This is a genomic window from Citrobacter sp. EC_71, assembly GCF_019584005.1.
Lineage (GTDB): Bacteria > Pseudomonadota > Gammaproteobacteria > Enterobacterales > Enterobacteriaceae > Citrobacter > Citrobacter werkmanii.
On record NZ_VDAY01000014.1, the window covers coordinates 21,832 to 37,344 of the forward strand.

Genomic DNA, 15,513 nt, shown 5'->3' on the forward strand with positions numbered 1-15,513 from the left:
CTTACTCCCCCTGCTGGTCCAGCGCGTACTTATACAGCGCATTCTTTTTCACGCCGTGAATTTCCGCCGCCAGCGCCGCCGCTTTCTTCAGCGGCAGCTCTTTTTGTAACAACGCCAACGTACGTAGCGCATCAGCCGGGAGGTCATCTTCCTGCGCTTTATGCCCTTCGACAATCAGCACCATTTCGCCCTTACGACGGTTTTCATCTTCCTTGACCCACGCCAGCAGTTCGCCGACCGGCGCGCCGTGAATGGTTTCCCAGGTTTTGGTCAGTTCGCGTGCCAGCACCACATAACGGGATTCTCCCCAGACGGCGACCATATCTTCCAGGCTATCCAGTAAACGGTGGGTGGATTCATAAAAAATAAGCGTACGCGGTTCTGCTTCAATGGCTTTCATCGCATCGCGGCGGCCTTTTGATTTCGCAGGCAGGAAGCCTTCGTAACAAAAACGGTCAGATGGCAGACCAGCAGCACTCAGCGCGGCAATCGCCGCGCACGGGCCAGGCAGCGGTACCACGCGGATGCCTGCTTCGCGACAGGTGCGCACCAGATGGTAGCCCGGGTCGTTAATCAGCGGCGTTCCGGCATCGGAAACCAACGCGATGTTTTGCCCCTCTTTAAGCTTTGCCACCAGCGTCTCGGCTTTTTGTTGCTCATTGTGATCGTGTAAGGCAAACAAACGGGCGTTAATCGCGAAGTGTTGTAACAATAATCCGGTATGACGGGTGTCTTCAGCGGCAATTAAATCAACGGCTTGTAAAACTTCGAGCGCTCGTTGGGTAATATCAGCCAAATTTCCGATAGGAGTAGGTACAATAAAGAGTTGGCCTTGAGAATTATCCGCCGATTCGTGTTGTTTCATTGTGTCGTCCGTATTGCCGATTTAATATTGAGCATTGCGTAAAAAAATATCACTGGATACAGTATGGTACCCTCAACATTTTCTCGTTTGAAAGCCGCGCGCGCGCTACCAGTTATTCTGGCAGCATTGATTTTCGCAGGCTGTGGCACCCAGGCGCCAGACCAGAGTGCAGCCCATATGCAGGGCACTGCGCAGGCTGATTCCGGCTTTTATCTGCAACAGATGCAGCAAAGCTCAGATGATAGCAAGACCAACTGGCAATTACTCGCCATTCGTGCACTGCTGAAAGAAGGCAAGAGCCAGCAGGCTATCGAATTGTTCAACCAGTTACCGCAGAAGCTAAACGATGCCCAGCGTCGTGAGCAGTCACTGCTGGCCGTCGAGATCAAACTCGCGCAGAAAGATGTCGCGGGAGCACATGCCCTGCTGGATAAACTCACGCCCGCCGATTTCGACCAAAACCAGCAGGCGCGTTACTGGCAGGCGCAAATCGACGTCAACCAGGGTCGCCCGTCACTGACTCTGCTGCGCGCTCTGATCGCACAGGAACCACTGCTGGCCGCGAACGCTAAGCAGAAAAACATAGATGCAACCTGGCAGGCGCTGTCGTCCATGACCCAGGAACAAGCGCAGACGCTGGTCATCAATGCTGATGAAAACGTACTGCAAGGCTGGCTGGACCTCCAGCGCGTCTGGTTCGATAACCGTAACGACCCGGACATGATGAAAGCCGGTATTGCCGACTGGCAAAAACGTTACCCACAAAACCCGGGGGCAAAACTGCTGCCAACGCAGTTGGTTAACGTGCAGAGCTTTAAGCCAGCTTCCACCAGCAAAATTGCCCTGCTGCTGCCGCTGAACGGTCAGGCCGCTGTATTTGGTCGTACTATTCAGCAGGGCTTTGAAGCCGCGAAAAACATGGGCACTCAACCGGTAGCAGCTCCTGTTGCCGCCGCGCCTGCTGCGGATGCCTCTGCTGCTGGGACTACGGAACAACCGCAAACGACAGACGGTGTTGCCAGCCCTTCTCAGGCGTCAGTAAGCGATCTGACCAATGAGGAGCCTGCACAGCCAGAAACGACAGCCCCACAGCCAACAGCGCCTGCACAACCAACAACCGCCAGCGCGCCGGCAAATCCGTCCGCTGAGCTGAAAATCTACGACACCTCGTCGCAGCCGCTGAATCAGATCCTGACCCAGGTACAGCAGGATGGCGCCAGCATCGTGGTTGGCCCGCTGTTGAAGAATAATGTTGAAGAGCTGATGAAAAGCAACACGCCATTGAACGTCCTGGCGCTTAACCAGCCAGAGGCGGTGAAAAACCTGCCGAACGTTTGCTACTTTGCCCTGTCGCCAGAAGATGAAGCGCGCGATGCCGCACGCCACATCCGTGATCAAGGCAAACAAACGCCGCTGCTGTTGCTCCCACGCAGTTCGTTAGGCGATCGCGTGGCTAATGCTTTTGCACAGGAATGGCAAAAACTGGGCGGCGGCGTAGTGCTGCAGCAGAAGTTCGGCTCCACGGCTGAGCTGAAAATGGGTGTCAACGGCGGCTCTGGCATTTCCCTGACGGGCAGCCCGGTAGCCTCTTCTGTACCTGCGCAGCCTGGCGTGACGATTGGCGGTCTGACGATTCCGGCAGCGCCTACAGATGCACAAATCACCGGCGGCAGTGGTCGTGTTGACGCCGTGTATATTCTGGCGACGCCGGAAGAAATCGCCTTTATTAAACCGATGATCGCCATGCGTAACGGCAGCCAGAGCGGAGCAACGCTGTATGCCAGCTCCCGTAGCGCGCAGGGAACCGCTGGCCCGGACTTCCGTCTGGAAATGGAAGGCTTGCAGTATAGCGAAATCCCAATGCTGGCAGGTGCTAACATGCCTCTCATGCAGCAGGCGCTTGGCGCGGTGCGTAACGACTACTCGCTGGCGCGTATGTACGCGATGGGTGTCGATGCCTGGTCGCTTGCCAACCACTTTTCGCAAATGCGTCAGGTGCAGGGCTTCGAAATTAACGGCAACACTGGCGCATTAACCGCAAATCAGGATTGTGTGATTAACAGGAAGTTATCATGGCTCAAATACCAGCAAGGACAGGTCGTCCCCGCCAGTTAACGAGTAAACAGACCGGTGACGCGTGGGAAGCTGTTGCGCGTGACTGGCTGCACAGCAAGGGACTGCATTTCATCGCCGCCAACGTGCGTGAACGTGGCGGCGAAATCGACCTGATAATGCGTGAAGGCAACACCACCGTATTTGTTGAAGTTCGCTATCGGCGTTCAGCCCAGTTTGGCGGTGCGGCGGTGAGTGTGACCCGGAGCAAACAACACAAATTATTACAGACCGCCCGCTTGTGGCTTGCGCGCCACAATGGGAGTTTTGATACTGTGGATTGCCGGTTCGATGTGTTAGCCTTCACCGGAAATGATGTTGAGTGGTTTAAAGACGCGTTCAACGACCGCTCATAGTTGAAGATTCAGAGCCTGGTTCTTAAGGATTAGCGTGTTAGATAGAATTAAAGTCTGCTTTACAGAAAGCATTCAAACTCAGATAGCTGCGGCTGAAGCGCTCCCGGATGCGATCTCCCGTGCAGCCATGACGCTGGTTCAGTCCCTGCTCAATGGCAACAAAATTCTCTGTTGTGGTAATGGGACGTCCGCTGCCAACGCACAGCATTTTGCTGCCAGCATGATCAATCGTTTTGAAACGGAACGACCAAGTTTACCTGCTATTGCACTAAATACTGATAATGTGGTCTTAACTGCGATTGCCAACGATCGCCTGCACGACGAAGTTTATGCAAAACAAGTCCGTGCGCTGGGACATGCAGGTGATGTTCTGCTGGCAATCTCTACGCGTGGTAATAGCCGCGATATCGTAAAAGCTGTTGAAGCCGCAGTGACACGCGACATGACAATCGTCGCGCTGACCGGGTATGACGGAGGGGAGCTGGCCGGATTGCTGGGGCCGCAGGATGTTGAAATCCGCATTCCCTCACACCACAGTGCCCGCGTTCAGGAAATGCATATGCTGACGGTCAACTGCCTTTGCGATCTCATCGATAACACGCTTTTTCCTCACCAGGATGATTAAGGAGTACACATGAAGGCATTTTCGCCGCTTGCTGTGATTATCGCTGCACTGCTGCTGCAAGGCTGTGTAGCTGCCGCCGTGGTCGGAACCGCAGCCGTCGGGACTAAAGCCGCGACGGATCCGCGTAGTGTCGGCACTCAGGTAGATGACGGAACCCTGGAATTACGCGTCAATACGGCGTTGTCGAAAGATGCCCAGATCAAGAAAGAAGCGCGTATCAACGTTAGCGCCTATCAGGGCAAGGTTCTGCTGGTCGGTCAGTCACCGAATAGCGAACTGTCTGCGCGGGCAAAACAGATTGCAATGGGCGTAGAAGGTACCACTGAGGTCTTTAATGAGATCCGTCAGGGCCAGCCAATCGGTCTGGGCGATGCGTCCAACGATACCTGGATCACCACCAAAGTACGTTCCCAGTTGTTGACCAGCGATCAGGTGAAATCCTCTAACGTGAAAGTCACCACCGAGAACGGGGAAGTGTTCCTGCTGGGTCTGGTTACTGAACGTGAAGCGAAGGCGGCGGCAGATATCGCCAGCCGGGTAAGCGGCGTGAAACGCGTCACTACGGCCTTTACGTTTATTAAGTAATACCGATGCCGGATAGCGACGCATAAGCGTCTTATCCGGCCTACAGGACGTCATCGTTTGTAGGTCGGATAAGCGTCCACGCCACCCGGCATTTTATTTTGCCCTTTCGCGTAGCTCGGAAGAGGTCAGGATCGTAACGCCCTCATGTCCTGGCGCCAGCGCTTCTGCCAACATTGCCCGTGCAACATCACGCGCTTCAATCGACTTCCAGTTACCCGGTAGCAGCCTGAACAACGGCGCTAAAAACCGCTCATTCGTCCGCTGTTTATCCCGTTCCCCCAGTAGCATCGAAGGTCGGACAATCGTCAGACGCGGCCATTTCTGCGCGATTAACGCCTGCTCCATTTCCCCTTTCACCCGGTTATAAAAAAACGGTGAATTCGCATTCGCGCCCATCGAACTCACCACCAGCATATGCTGAGCACCTAACCGGCGTCCCGTCAGGGCGGTGTCCACCACCAGCGTATAGTCAGCGTGGATAAACGCCTCTTTCGAGCCGGCTTCACGTCGGGTGGTTCCCAGACAACAAAAAACGATATCGACCGGATCGGTGACTTGTGCCAGAGCATCGGTTAGCTGCGGATCATGGGGATTATAAACGCCAACCGTATCAGCCAGCGGTCGACGCGTCGGCGCCGTAATGGCGTTGACCCGGGGTTCATTAAGCAACATACGCAGCAAATTTCCGCCTACCAGCCCCGTTGCGCCTGTTATTAACACCTGACTCATCCTCGCTCCTTTACAGAATTGTCCGTCTTGCACTCTCAGCCTTAGCGACCAGACTTAATAGTCCGTGAGGTAATTATCCGTCAACATGGAAATTCTGCCTTATTCGCAACCAACTCAACGGAGGAAACATGAGCAAGAAGATTGCCGTTTTAATCACTGATGAGTTTGAAGATTCAGAATTTACATCACCAGCAGCAGAATTCCGCCAGGCCGGGCATGAAGTCATCACCATTGAAAAACAGGCAGGAAAAACGGTGAAGGGGAAAAAAGGTGAAGCCAGCGTCACCATCGACAAAGCAATCGAGGATGTGCGCCCTGCCGATTTTGACGCCCTGCTACTGCCAGGCGGTCACTCGCCGGACTACCTGCGCGGGGACGATCGTTTCGTGACCTTTACCCGGGATTTTGTTAACAGCGGCAAGCCGGTGTTTGCTATTTGCCATGGCCCACAGTTGCTGATCAGCGCGGATGTCATTCGTGGCCGTAAACTTACCGCCGTGAAACCTATCATCATTGACGTAAAAAACGCGGGCGCCGAATTTTACGATCAGGAAATGGTGAATGATAACGATCAGCTGATAACCAGCCGAACACCGGACGATCTGCCGGCGTTTAACCGTGAGGCATTACGTATTCTCGGGGCGTGAATCACGTAGCCAGAGCATCTTTTTACCAAAGCCCAGCGTGTTGTCGGTGAACTTGATTTCATCCAGACGAATCTCCCACACGGGTGCAGGCAACATTCTGGCCACGGGGAAGCGGCGATTATACGCTTTACGCGCAACGTCGCTCTCCTCTCCCTCAAGACGGCGGATTTCCCCTTTAAACTGTACCCCACGAATCAGGGCGACCGTTTTGGGCTGGCCGTTTACCGTGCCGGCAACGGGCGCGCGCGGGCCGGACATCTGAGCATGGCGCGTTTTCTCTTCGGTCAGCACATAGAATGCCATCTTCTGAGCATCAAACAGGTAAAACGCATTCGCGCACCACAATTCACCCTCATGGTGTACACACCAGGTCACGACATGCTGCTTCGCCAGCCAGCGGGTCACCGCAGTCAGTGTTTCCATTTCTGTTCTCTTTTATACTGTAGGCCTGAAAATTATCACGTCGATGGTGACAATGACACCCTGGTATCTGTACCTGATCCGTACCGCGGACAACGCCTTATACACCGGAATTACCACCGATGTAGAGCGCCGATATAAGCAACATCAGAGCGGGAAAGGCGCGAAGGCGCTGCGTGGAAAGGGGGAACTCTCCCTGGTATTTGCGGCGCAGGTCGGCGACCGTTCGCTGGCTCTGCGCATCGAGTATCGCGTCAAACAGCTCACAAAGCGTCAGAAAGAGCGCCTTGTAGAAGGCGAAGGGCTTGAGGCTCTACTGAGCAGCCTGCAAGCCCCGGGTGTTAAAAACGATTGAAGTGGTCGTGGTATTCCACCAGGCCCGTCACGCCCTCCAGCGCATCGTCCGCCAGGCGATGAACCTGGAACGCGCTTTCGGTGCCCGGCCAGCGGCAGCGCAGATCATGATGCGCTGCCAGCTCAAAGCCAAAGCGGCTGTACAGTGCCGGATCGCCCAGCGTAACCACTGCGGCGTAGCCAAACTCGTTCAGGGAATCGAGTCCTTCATAGACCAGCTGACGCGCCAGCCCCTGCCCCCGGTAGTTTTCATCCACCGCGAGCGGCGCCATGCCGACCCATTGCAGATCTTCGCCCTGAACATCGACAGGACTAAACGCGACGTAACCCACTACCTGACCTTCGTCATCGGTCGCAACCAGACCCAGCGTTAAGAAACCATCTTCACGCAGGTCGTGCACTAATTTCGCTTCCGCATCGCTCTCAAATGAACGACGTAACAGCGCATCAATACCAGGGGCATCAATGGGAATCTCAACTCGAATCAGCATGGCTCACCTACCGAGGTCTGTTTGGTGTCTGGCGTTGTTTTCATTCCCGCCTCAACAAAGTCCGCCAACTGCATCAGCATGACGCGCAGCGCTTTAGGCATCTGATCCAGCTCGATGGCGTCCATCAGATTTTTTACATACAGCCCTAATTCTGTATCACCTTCAATTACCAGGCGACGCTGGAAGAAAAGCGTATCCGGATCCTGCTTACGTGCCGCAATCATCAGTAAGTCACTGGCGTCAGCGCTAAAACTCACATCCGCATCGGCATTTTGGCTGACGATAAGTTTATCGTTCTCAACAGAGGTATACCATTTGAGACCAATGTCACGTACATGGATGCTTAACCAGCGGCCTTCGAGAAACTCCAGCTCTCCATCAGCCAGCGCCTGGCTAAACTGCCAGCTCAGAACCTGCTCCAGGACCTGGCGCTTCAGCGCAAAGGGCGTCAGTTTAACCGGTACACTCATCAGAGAAGGACCAAAATGTACTAAGCGTGAACGCAGTTTATCCAACACGAGCTTTACTCCCTGTTTCAATAGTCCTGCTATTTTGCCATATCAAATAAACGACATAGCGGCATAAATCAACAATTCGATGCGAAATTGTTACCTCTTTATTGCTGTCACCAATACGACTTTAACTGCCTCAAATCAAAAATTGTCTCAGCAAGGTTAACTAAAATCCCTCTTCGTTAACATTTCTGCGCCTTTCACGGCGCAACGTTCAGGATAAATTATGGAGCTGCTCTGCCCTGCCGGAAATCTCCCGGCGCTTAAGGCGGCCATCGAGAACGGCGCTGATGCTGTCTACATCGGGCTGAAAGATGATACCAACGCCCGTCATTTCGCCGGCCTTAATTTTACCGAGAAAAAATTGCAGGAAGCGGTGAGTTTTGTCCATCAACACCGCCGTAAGCTGCACATCGCGATTAACACCTTTGCGCATCCGGATGGTTATGCGCGCTGGCAGCGTGCCGTAGATATGGCGGCGCAACTGGGTGCGGATGCGCTGATCCTTGCCGATCTTGCCATGCTTGAGTATGCCGCAGAGCGCTATCCGCATATTGAGCGCCATGTCTCTGTTCAGGCATCTGCTACCAACGAAGAGGCGATTAATTTTTATCATCGCAACTTTGATGTCGCCCGCGTGGTGCTGCCGCGCGTGTTGTCTATTCATCAGGTGAAACAGCTCGCTCGCGTCACGCCTGTTCCACTCGAAGTGTTCGCCTTTGGTAGTTTGTGCATTATGGCGGAAGGCCGGTGTTATCTTTCATCCTACCTGACGGGCGAATCGCCTAACACGGTTGGCGCCTGCTCTCCCGCGCGTTTTGTTCGCTGGCAGCAGACCCAACAGGGCCTGGAATCCCGCCTTAATGAAGTGCTGATCGACCGCTATCAGGACGGAGAAAACGCCGGTTATCCGACGTTGTGTAAAGGCCGCTATCTGGTTGACGGCGAGCGCTATCATGCGCTGGAAGAACCCACCAGCCTGAACACACTGGAGCTGCTGCCGGAGCTGCTGGCGGCCAATATTGCCTCGGTAAAAATCGAGGGACGCCAGCGTAGCCCGGCCTACGTCAGCCAGGTGGCGAAAGTGTGGCGTCAGGCGATCGATCGCTGTATAGCCGACCCGCAAAACTACGCACCACAGGCGGCATGGATGGAAACGCTCGGTTCCATGTCCGAAGGCACGCAGACCACGCTTGGCGCGTATCACCGTAAATGGCAGTGAGAGAAGCAATGAAATATTCCTTAGGGCCGGTGCTGTGGTACTGGCCAAAAGAAACGCTGGAAGATTTTTATCAGCAGGCCGCCGCCAGCCAGGCCGATATTATCTATCTTGGCGAAGCGGTATGCAGTAAACGCCGTGCCACCAAAGTGGGCGACTGGATCGATATGGCGAAGTCGCTCGCTGGCAGCGGTAAACAGGTGGTGCTGTCAACACTGGCGCTGGTGCAAGCCTCGTCTGAGCTGGGCGAATTAAAGCGCTACGTCGAAAACGGCGACTTCCTACTGGAAGCCAGCGATCTCGGCGTGGTAAACATGTGCGCCGAGCGTAAGCTGCCGTTTGTCGCCGGACACGCGCTCAACTGCTACAACGCGGTGACGCTGCGTTTACTGCTCAAACAAGGGATGGTGCGCTGGTGTATGCCGGTAGAATTATCTCGCGACTGGCTGATCAATCTGCTCAACCAGTGTGAAGAGTTGGCTATCCGCGATAAGTTTGAAGTAGAGGTATTGAGCTACGGCCATCTGCCGCTGGCGTACTCTGCCCGCTGCTTTACGGCGCGCTCCGAAGACCGACCAAAAGACGAATGTGAAACCTGCTGCATCAAATACCCGAACGGGCGAGATGTGCTGTCGCAGGAGAATCAGCAGGTCTTTGTTCTCAACGGGATCCAGACCATGAGCGGCTATGTTTATAACCTCGGCAACGAGCTGACATCCATGCAGGGTCTGGTGGATATTGTGCGCCTGTCACCTTCTGGCACGGAAACATTCGATATGCTTGATGCCTTCCGCGCCAATGAAAATGGCACTGCCCCATTACCGCTCGCCGCTCATAGCGACTGCAACGGTTACTGGAAACGTCTGGCCGGGCTGGAACTGCAATCCTGATAAAACCTCGCCGGATGGCGGCATAAATGCCTTATCCGGCCTACAAATAGCGATCCCGTAGGCCCGATAAGCGCAGCGCCATCGGGCATTTTTTTTGCCGTCAGTCTCATAAAGCTCACTTTGTTAACAACGTTAATCAAATTTTAATGCAGTATTAAATGATTAACCGATAACAAAGTGAGCCGTTATGACTGACAAAACTATTCAGTTCTCGGTGCTGGATCTGGCACCGATCCCTGAAGGATCTTCGGCAAAAGAAGCCTTTACGCACTCGCTTGATCTCGCTCGGCTGGCTGAAAAGCGCGGCTATCACCGCTACTGGCTGGCAGAACATCACAACATGACTGGCATCGCCAGCGCCGCAACCTCAGTTCTGATTGGTTATCTGGCTGCCAATACCACCACGCTGCATCTGGGTTCTGGCGGCGTGATGCTGCCCAACCATTCGCCGCTGGTGATCGCCGAGCAGTTCGGTACCCTAAATACACTGTATCCGGGACGCATCGATCTCGGGCTTGGCCGCGCGCCGGGGAGCGATCAGCCAACGATGCGCGCGCTGCGCCGCCATATGAGTGGAGATATCGATAACTTCCCACGCGATGTAGCAGAACTGGTGGACTGGTTCGACGCCCGCGACCCGAACCCCCATGTACGCCCGGTGCCTGGATACGGCGAGCAGATCCCGGTCTGGTTATTAGGTTCCAGCTTGTATAGTGCACAGTTGGCGGCACAGCTTGGCCTGCCGTTTGCCTTCGCCTCGCACTTTGCTCCGGATATGCTGCATCAGGCGCTGCATCTGTATCGTAGCCAGTTCAAACCTTCGGCGCGGCTGGCAAAGCCGTATGCAATGGTATGCATCAACATCATTGCCGCCGACAGCAATCGCGATGCCGAATTTCTTTTCACCTCGATGCAGCAGGCGTTTATGAAACTGCGTCGTGGCGAAACCGGCCAGCTACCGCCGCCGGTAGAGAATATGCATCAACTGTGGTCCGCTTCTGAACAGTATGGCGTGCAGCAGGCGCTAAGCATGTCGCTGGTCGGAGATAAGGCGAAAGTGCGACACGGGCTGGAGGCTATCTTGCGTGAAACCCAGGCTGATGAAATTATGGTTAACGGCCAGATTTTTGATCACCAGGCGCGGCTACACTCATTTGATTTGGCGATGGATGTGAAGCAGGAATTGTTGGGGTAGTACAATTTGTGCCGGATGGTGGCTGCGCCTTATCCGGCCTACTCAATCTCTGTAGGCCCGGTAAGGTAGCGCCACCGGGCAATTGTTCTACTGGTACACTGGCAGCAGGTTAACGCTCGACAGGATATGGATAACCGCGTTGCCGACACCGAAGACCAGAATCAGGGCAATCATCGGTTTACCGCCCCAAACACGGAATTTCGGGCTGCCGAAACGTTCGCGGGATTTACGTGCCAACAGCGCTGGCACAATGGCAGCCCAGATAGTTGCAGCTAAACCTGCATAACCAATGGCGTACAGAAAACCGTTCGGCCACAGCAGGCCACCGACAATTGGCGGGACAAACGTCAGCAGTGCCGTTTTGAAACGACCCATTGCCGAGTCATCAAAACCAAACAGATCCGCCAGATAGTCGAACAGACCGAGCGTCACACCGAGGAATGAACTCGCCACCGCAAAGTTGGAGAACACCACCAGCAGCAGATCCAGACTACGGCTGTTCAGCACACCGCTCAGCGCCTGGACCAGCACGTCAATATTCCCGCCCTGCTGCGCAATACCAATAAATTCCGGACGCGGAATATTCCCCATCGTACCCAGCAACCATACGGTATACAGCACCAGCGCCAGCAGCGTGCCGTATACCAGGCACTTAACGATGGTCTTGGGATCCTTGCCGTAATACTTCATCAGGCTCGGGACGTTGCCGTGATAACCAAACGACGCCAGACAGAACGGCAGCGTCATCAGCAGGTACGGCGTATATGAAGCATTGCTCTGCGCCACGTTAAACAGCGTGGCAGGCTGAACGTGTCCCAGCAGGCTGCCGAAGGTTAGGAAAAAGGTAATGACCTTTGCCCCCAGCACAATGGCCGTCATACGGCTAACCGCTTTGGTACTTAACCACACCACAAACGCGACCAGCAGCGCAAAGCCAAGACCTGCCGCGCGCGCCGGAACGTTCAGCGACATCTCGGCAAAGGTGTGGTGCAGAATCGAACCGCTCGCCGAAATATAGGCATAGGTCAGAATGTAGAGCACAAAGGCAATAGAGATGCCGTTAACAACGTTCCAGCCTTTGCCCAGCAGATCTTTCGTGATGGTGTCGAAGCTCGAACCAATGCGGTAATTGAGGTTGGCTTCGAGGATCATCAACCCGGAGTGCAGCATGCAGAACCAGGTGAAAATCAGCGCCGCCATTGACCAGAAAAACCACGCCCCGGACATGACCACCGGCAGAGAGAACATCCCCGCGCCAATAATGGTGCCGCCGATGATCACCACGCCGCCAAGCAGCGAAGGTGACGTTTGGGTGGTGGTAAGTGTTGCCATTTAGCCATCTCTCCAGTCATTTATCTTGTGACTACATCTCAATGTGCTGCACTGTACCAGTACACGAGTACAATTGAAATAAAAAAAGCCCCGATTGTTGAGATCGAGGCTGTATATATTACTTTACGCTGTTAAACCGTGAGGCTTATGCGTCACCGCCGAAACGACGACGACCGGCTGAATCATCACGACGCGGAGCTGAAGAATCGTCACGGCGCGGGCCACGACCACCTTCACGACGTTCGCCGCTGAAACGACGACCATCACCACGACCGCCTTCACGACGCTCACCGCCAAAACCACGGCCTTCACCGCGACCGCCTTCACGACGCTCGCCGCTGAAGCGACCACCGCCACGACGCTCACCACCGGTGTGCGGTACGGCATCGCCAACCAGCTGCATGTTCATCGGCTTGTTCAGGATGCGGGTACGGGTAAAGTGCTGCAGCACGTCGCCCGGCATACCTTTCGGCAGTTCGATGGTGGAGTGGGAAGCAAACAGCTTGATGTTACCGATGTAACGGCTGCTGATATCACCTTCGTTAGCAATCGCGCCAACGATATGACGGACTTCAACACCGTCATCACGACCCACTTCAATGCGGTACAGCTGCATATCACCAACGTCACGACGCTCACGACGCGGACGGTCTTCACGGTCGCCACGCGGGCCACGATCGTTGCGGTCACGCGGACCACGATCGTCACGGTCGCGGAATTCGCGTTTCGGACGCATCGGCGCATCTGGCGGCAGGATCAGCGGACGTTCGCCCTGAGCCATTTTCAGCAGTGCGGCTGCCAGCGTTTCGATATCCAGCTCTTCTTCCGGCTGCATTTTCGCCAGCAGAGCACGGTACTGATCCAGATCGCTGCTTTCCAGCTGCTGCTGTACTTTCGCGGCAAATTTTTCCAGACGGCGTTTGCCCAGCAGCTCTGCATTCGGCAGTTCTACTTCTGGAATGGTCAGCTTCATGGTGCGTTCGATGTTACGCAGCAGACGACGCTCACGGTTCTCAACGAACAGCAGCGCACGACCCGCACGACCCGCACGACCGGTACGGCCGATACGGTGAACGTAAGACTCGGAATCCATCGGGATGTCGTAGTTAACAACCAGGCTGATACGCTCAACGTCCAGGCCACGGGCCGCAACGTCGGTTGCAATCAGAATATCCAGACGGCCATCTTTCAGACGCTCCAGAGTCTGCTCACGCAGAGACTGGTTCATGTCGCCGTTCAGTGCAGCGCTGCTATAACCGCTACGCTCCAGCGCTTCTGCCACTTCCAGGGTCGCATTTTTGGTACGGACGAAGATAATCACCGCATCAAAATCTTCTGCTTCCAGGAAACGCACCAGCGCTTCATTTTTACGCATGCCCCATACAGTCCAGTAGCTCTGGCTGATGTCAGGACGGGTAGTGACGCTGGACTGAATACGTACTTCCTGCGGCTCTTTCATAAAGCGGCGGGTAATACGACGAATCGCTTCCGGCATGGTGGCAGAGAACAGCGCGGTCTGATGACCTTCCGGGATCTGCGCCATGATGGTTTCAACGTCTTCGATGAAGCCCATACGCAGCATTTCATCAGCTTCGTCCAGTACCAGACCGCTCAGTTTGGAGAGGTCCAGAGTACCGCGCTTCAGGTGATCCAGCAGGCGGCCCGGCGTACCGACGACGATCTGTGGTCCCTGACGCAGGGCACGTAATTGCACGTCATAACGCTGGCCGCCGTACAGGGCTACCACGTTCACGCCGCGCATGTGTTTAGAGAAATCCGTCATGGCTTCTGCAACCTGAACCGCCAGTTCGCGGGTCGGTGCCAGCACCAGAATCTGAGGTGCCTTCAGCTCAGGATCAAGATTGTTGAGCAGCGGTAAAGAGAACGCTGCCGTTTTGCCGCTACCGGTCTGGGCCATACCCAGAACATCGCGACCGCCCAGCAGATGCGGAATGCACTCTGCCTGGATTGGAGATGGTTTTTCGTAACCCAGATCGTTAAGGGCTTCAAGGATAGGAGCCTTCAGGCCCAGATCTGCAAAAGTGGTTTCGAATTCAGCCATGTAGTACGTGTGCCTCAAAATTAATGGCGGCCAGTCTACATAACTCATCATGAAATTGATCTGCAATTTTCATTGAAAAGTGTGAACCGGCTCAAAGTAGGTGTATTAACGAACAACAACGCCCTCACCCGTGAAGGTGATGGCAATCAAAAAAGATTACGGGCTGATGTGTACGTCAGCTATTGCTGGTCCGATTCTGCCAGGTCATCTTGGTCCTGGCCCAGGAGCGATAATTCCAACAATGCGTATCGGTGCTCAACAAAGTTATGAACGTTGTTAGCCACCGCCAGTTTGAACAATGCCGTAGCGTTGTCCAAATCCCCCAGACTTAGGTAGTACTTACCTAAATAGAAGTTGGTTTCACTGAGATGCTCAGCGAGCGAGGTGTTATCCGTTGCGTCCGCCTTCAGGCGTTCCATCAGCGTTGCTTCGCTAATGTTGCCCAGGTAGAACTCGACAATGTTCCATCCCCATTGCTCTTTATCCGATTTTTCGAAGCGTTGTTTTAACGCTTCTTTAGCCTGCTTCTCATCGAGCTTCTGCTCGGCAAGATAAAGCCACAGACTGCGGAAAGGATCATTGGGATCGTCTTGATAAAACGCCAGCAGATCATCTTGCGCTAACTTGTCGCGACCGCCGTAATACAATGCGATACCGCGATTTAAGTGCGCGTAGTTGTAAGTTGGATCAAGCTCAAGTACAGAATCAAACGCTTCATAGGCAGCATCAAAATTGCCTGCCTGCGTTAAATATATACCTAAGTAATTGAATACTTCAGGCATATCTGGTCGGATTGCCAGCGCTTGTGAAAAATCATTTCGCGCAAGTGCCCTCAGACCGAGACTATCATACAACACTCCGCGCTCATATAAAAGCTGTGCGCGTTCGTCATCGGTTAAAGCCCGACTGGCAAGAATTTGTTCCATACGTGCCAGAATCACTTCCTGCTGCAAAGTCGGTTGCAATGGTACTGCGAGGACTTCACTCTTACGCCAGGCGGAATTACTGCATCCAGCCAGCGTGAGTGCTGTCGCAACGAAACACCAGCGCAAAAAAGGCTTCATTTCCCACTCCCGAAGACAACGATTGAATGAACGTCCAGGTTCCCCGGTTGCTAAC

At 54.4% G+C, this 15,513-nt stretch carries 18 protein-coding genes; 9 read left to right on the forward strand and 9 right to left on the reverse strand.

The genetic code is table 11. From position 1 onward, the window contains the following. Position 1 precedes the first annotated feature (1 nt). A complete protein-coding gene (gene rsmI, locus FHD02_RS15720; RefSeq protein ID WP_038634156.1) occupies positions 2-865 on the reverse strand; it encodes a 16S rRNA (cytidine(1402)-2'-O)-methyltransferase in 864 nt (287 codons plus the stop codon). Positions 866-928: 63 nt separating this feature from the next. On the opposite strand from rsmI, the gene FHD02_RS15725 reads away from it, so the two are divergent. The 4 genes from FHD02_RS15725 to dolP are packed head-to-tail and all read left to right on the forward strand — an operon-like array spanning position 929 to position 4,543. Continuing rightward, positions 929-2,980, forward strand: a complete 2,052-nt coding sequence (locus FHD02_RS15725) for a penicillin-binding protein activator (protein ID WP_220394077.1) — start codon at positions 929-931, stop codon at positions 2,978-2,980. Further along, positions 2,938-3,333: a YraN family protein gene (locus FHD02_RS15730; RefSeq protein ID WP_061382510.1), complete on the forward strand. Its 396-nt coding sequence runs from the start codon at positions 2,938-2,940 to the stop codon at positions 3,331-3,333. Before FHD02_RS15725 ends, FHD02_RS15730 begins: the two co-directional genes overlap by 43 nt. Before the next feature lie 34 nt (positions 3,334-3,367). Next, positions 3,368-3,958 carry a DnaA initiator-associating protein DiaA gene (gene diaA / locus FHD02_RS15735; RefSeq protein WP_003024948.1) on the forward strand — a complete coding sequence of 197 codons (591 nt, stop codon included), beginning with the start codon at positions 3,368-3,370 and terminating at the stop codon, positions 3,956-3,958. Positions 3,959-3,967: 9 nt separating this feature from the next. After that, positions 3,968-4,543 carry a division/outer membrane stress-associated lipid-binding lipoprotein gene (gene dolP, locus FHD02_RS15740; protein ID WP_003024954.1) on the forward strand — a complete coding sequence of 192 codons (576 nt, stop codon included), beginning with the start codon at positions 3,968-3,970 and terminating at the stop codon, positions 4,541-4,543. A gap of 93 nt (positions 4,544-4,636) precedes the next feature. On the opposite strand, the gene FHD02_RS15745 is transcribed toward dolP, so the two are convergent. Continuing rightward, complete coding sequence (locus tag FHD02_RS15745; protein WP_137370332.1) at positions 4,637-5,272, reverse strand: NAD(P)H-binding protein; 636 nt, start codon at positions 5,270-5,272, stop codon at positions 4,637-4,639. A 128-nt stretch (positions 5,273-5,400) separates the two neighbouring features. On the opposite strand from FHD02_RS15745, the gene FHD02_RS15750 reads away from it, so the two are divergent. Then, positions 5,401-5,919: a type 1 glutamine amidotransferase domain-containing protein gene (locus FHD02_RS15750; protein WP_038634164.1), complete on the forward strand. Its 519-nt coding sequence runs from the start codon at positions 5,401-5,403 to the stop codon at positions 5,917-5,919. Here the strand turns inward: FHD02_RS15750 and FHD02_RS15755 are convergent. Then, complete coding sequence (locus tag FHD02_RS15755; RefSeq protein ID WP_079225936.1) at positions 5,899-6,342, reverse strand: YhbP family protein; 444 nt, start codon at positions 6,340-6,342, stop codon at positions 5,899-5,901. The two genes, FHD02_RS15750 and FHD02_RS15755, sit on opposite strands and share 21 nt — an antisense overlap. Positions 6,343-6,394: 52 nt before the next feature. Between FHD02_RS15755 and FHD02_RS15760 the strand changes: the two genes are divergently transcribed. Beyond that, positions 6,395-6,694, forward strand: a complete 300-nt coding sequence (locus tag FHD02_RS15760) for a GIY-YIG nuclease family protein (RefSeq protein WP_137360125.1) — start codon at positions 6,395-6,397, stop codon at positions 6,692-6,694. On the opposite strand, the gene FHD02_RS15765 is transcribed toward FHD02_RS15760, so the two are convergent. Further along, entirely contained in the window at positions 6,681-7,184 is a 504-nt protein-coding gene (locus FHD02_RS15765) for a GNAT family N-acetyltransferase (protein ID WP_003024966.1), read from the reverse strand. The genes FHD02_RS15760 and FHD02_RS15765 overlap by 14 nt on opposite strands. Then, positions 7,178-7,702 carry an SCP2 domain-containing protein gene (locus FHD02_RS15770; protein ID WP_042311251.1) on the reverse strand — a complete coding sequence of 175 codons (525 nt, stop codon included), beginning with the start codon at positions 7,700-7,702 and terminating at the stop codon, positions 7,178-7,180. Before FHD02_RS15770 ends, FHD02_RS15765 begins: the two co-directional genes overlap by 7 nt. 220 nt (positions 7,703-7,922) lie before the next feature. Between FHD02_RS15770 and FHD02_RS15775 the strand changes: the two genes are divergently transcribed. From FHD02_RS15775 to FHD02_RS15785, 3 genes are all read left to right on the forward strand, one after another. After that, positions 7,923-8,918, forward strand: a complete 996-nt coding sequence (locus FHD02_RS15775) for a peptidase U32 family protein (protein WP_006687898.1) — start codon at positions 7,923-7,925, stop codon at positions 8,916-8,918. Next, entirely contained in the window at positions 8,909-9,805 is an 897-nt protein-coding gene (locus FHD02_RS15780; RefSeq protein ID WP_137349703.1) for a U32 family peptidase, read from the forward strand. Before FHD02_RS15775 ends, FHD02_RS15780 begins: the two co-directional genes overlap by 10 nt. Positions 9,806-9,992: 187 nt before the next feature. Continuing rightward, a complete protein-coding gene (locus FHD02_RS15785) occupies positions 9,993-11,000 on the forward strand; it encodes a luciferase-like monooxygenase (RefSeq protein ID WP_220394078.1) in 1,008 nt (335 codons plus the stop codon). An 87-nt stretch (positions 11,001-11,087) separates the two neighbouring features. Here FHD02_RS15785 and mtr read toward each other — a convergent pair whose 3' ends face one another. The 4 genes from mtr to nlpI form a co-directional block, all read right to left on the reverse strand. Beyond that, the gene (mtr, locus tag FHD02_RS15790; protein WP_061382515.1) at positions 11,088-12,332 is read right to left on the reverse strand and encodes a tryptophan permease; all 1,245 of its coding nucleotides are present in this window, start codon (positions 12,330-12,332) and stop codon (positions 11,088-11,090) included. Between the two features lie 145 nt (positions 12,333-12,477). After that, complete coding sequence (gene deaD / locus FHD02_RS15795; protein WP_220394079.1) at positions 12,478-14,394, reverse strand: ATP-dependent RNA helicase DeaD; 1,917 nt, start codon at positions 14,392-14,394, stop codon at positions 12,478-12,480. Further along, the gene (gene yrbN / locus FHD02_RS15800; RefSeq protein WP_010723222.1) at positions 14,387-14,467 is read right to left on the reverse strand and encodes a protein YrbN; all 81 of its coding nucleotides are present in this window, start codon (positions 14,465-14,467) and stop codon (positions 14,387-14,389) included. Before yrbN ends, deaD begins: the two co-directional genes overlap by 8 nt. 106 nt (positions 14,468-14,573) lie before the next feature. Continuing rightward, positions 14,574-15,458, reverse strand: coding sequence for a lipoprotein NlpI (gene nlpI, locus FHD02_RS15805; RefSeq protein WP_003024982.1), 885 nt, complete (start codon positions 15,456-15,458; stop codon positions 14,574-14,576). Between the last annotated feature and the right edge of the window lie 55 nt (positions 15,459-15,513).